At 63.9% G+C, this 1,263-nt stretch carries 1 protein-coding gene; it reads left to right on the top strand.

Annotation, left to right across the window (positions count from 1 at the left end; translation table 11 throughout):
• Window positions 1-1,215: elongation factor Tu (gene tuf, locus NW822_RS11315; protein WP_414404509.1), on the top strand; the 1,215-nt coding region annotated here is incomplete at its 5' end.
• Window positions 1,216-1,263 lie beyond the last annotated feature (48 nt).

The raw sequence follows: 1,263 nt of genomic DNA, 5'->3' as shown, positions 1-1,263 counted from the left end.
AAGGGTGAGTTTATCCGGACGAAGCCCCACGTGAACGTGGGGACGATTGGGCACGTGGACCACGGGAAGACGACGCTGACGGCGGCGTTGACGTACGTAGCGGCGGCGGAGAACCCCAATGTGGAGGTGAAGGACTACGGGGACATTGACAAGGCGCCGGAGGAGCGGGCGCGGGGGATCACCATTAACACGGCGCACGTGGAGTACGAGACGGCGAAGCGGCACTATTCGCACGTGGACTGCCCTGGGCACGCGGACTACATCAAGAACATGATCACGGGTGCGGCGCAGATGGACGGGGCGATTTTGGTGGTATCGGCGGCGGACGGGCCGATGCCGCAGACGCGGGAGCACATTTTGTTGGCTCGCCAGGTGGGGGTGCCGTACATCGTGGTGTTCATGAACAAGGTGGACATGGTGGACGACCCCGAGCTTTTGGACCTGGTGGAGATGGAGGTGCGGGACCTCCTGAACCAGTACGAGTTTCCTGGGGACGAGGTGCCGGTGGTTCGGGGGAGCGCTCTTTTGGCGCTGGAGCAGATGCACAAGAACCCGAAGACCAAGCGGGGAGAGAACGAGTGGGTGGACCGGATTTGGGAGCTTTTGGATGCGGTTGACGAGTACATACCCACGCCGGTGCGGGACGTGGACAAGCCGTTCTTGATGCCGGTGGAGGACGTGTTTACCATCACGGGGCGTGGGACGGTGGCCACTGGGCGGATTGAGCGGGGCAAGGTGAAGGTTGGGGACGAGGTGGAGATTGTGGGGCTTGCTCCGGAGACGCGGAAGACGGTGGTCACGGGTGTGGAGATGCACCGGAAGACGCTGCAGGAGGGGATAGCTGGGGACAATGTGGGGGTGTTGTTGCGGGGCGTGAGCCGGGAGGAGGTGGAGCGGGGGCAGGTGTTGGCGAAGCCTGGGAGCATTACGCCGCACACGAAGTTTGAGGCTTCGGTGTACGTCTTGAGGAAGGAGGAGGGGGGCCGGCACACGGGGTTTTTCACGGGGTACCGGCCGCAGTTTTACTTTCGGACGACGGACGTGACGGGGGTGGTGGAGCTGCCGCCTGGGGTGGAGATGGTGATGCCTGGGGACAACGTGACCTTTACGGTGGAGCTCATCAAGCCGGTGGCGTTGGAGGAGGGGTTGCGGTTTGCCATCCGGGAGGGTGGGCGGACCGTGGGCGCCGGCGTGGTCACCAAGATCCTGGAGTAAACCCCCGGGGGGAGGGGCTCCTCCCCCCAGAAAGCGAGGTGAGGCATG

Origin of the sequence: Synechococcus sp. H70.2, from assembly GCF_047462275.1 — a bacterium.
Lineage (GTDB): Bacteria > Cyanobacteriota > Cyanobacteriia > Thermostichales > Thermostichaceae > Thermostichus.
This window is presented reverse-complemented; position numbering and strand designations above follow the sequence as displayed.